At 32.3% G+C, this 844-nt stretch carries 1 protein-coding gene; it reads right to left on the reverse strand.

From position 1 onward, the window contains the following. Window positions 1-727 precede the first annotated feature (727 nt). Window positions 728-826 carry a DUF1161 domain-containing protein gene (locus JK188_RS17915; RefSeq protein WP_230085013.1) on the reverse strand — a complete coding sequence of 33 codons (99 nt, stop codon included), beginning with the start codon at window positions 824-826 and terminating at the stop codon, window positions 728-730. Window positions 827-844: the final 18 nt, after the last annotated feature.

Raw genomic sequence — 844 nt, forward strand, 5'->3', positions numbered from 1 at the left:
CGGGGTTATTATACATATATATATTGATACAGTTCTCTTATGTAATGAAAGTTTAATCCAATAGTATAAGTATATTTTCAATAGGAAAGCAATACGGAAAATTGAACAATAAAGAAATGCCCCAGATATCGAGGCTAAATGAGAATAACTACTTATGAATAAGCGTCACTATACGTTAATCGTGAATGGGGGCAACCTTAAAAAGGTAGTAATCTCAATAAGATATTACAAAACGGAGCCTCGAGAAATGGCGATTTTTTTGCAAAAAAGTAATCCGGAAAATTAAACAACAACAAACATAGAAATAAAGTAATTTTTAATTGAAAAGTGCCATGTTGATTCCGTAAATAAGTGAATAAGACTGTTCCTAAAAAATAAAAAACTCCCCTTCAGTTAAAGGGGAGTTTTTAAGATTAACTCATAATTATTGTAGGGCTAGTCATCCTTGACCAGCGAGAAAATAGTATCACTATTTATTTTCTAATCCAAATGGGATTATCACTCAACTTAGTAAGTTTGTATTAACATAGTAGAAAATTAAGCCATTATATGAATTTGTACACGAAGAAGAACAACAGCTTTATACAATTGAATTGACATTATTAGTGAAGGTGACGAAATTATATATGTAGGCTTGATCGCTCATTCAAGCTCTGAATAACATGGCGTTCTACAACTAGAATAAAAAGCGAGAGGGCTTCATTTAGAGCCCTCTGCATAGCATGAGTTATTTTTTTGTATAAATAATTTTCTGTGTTTCATTAGAGCAGTTACCTACAACAGTACCTTGTTGTGAGGCTGCTTCTTCATTTGAAACGACGGTAATGGTAAAGCTCTCTTCAGG

The sequence above is a fragment of the Providencia sp. JGM181 genome (assembly GCF_018257375.1).
Lineage (GTDB): Bacteria > Pseudomonadota > Gammaproteobacteria > Enterobacterales > Enterobacteriaceae > Providencia > Providencia lanzhouensis.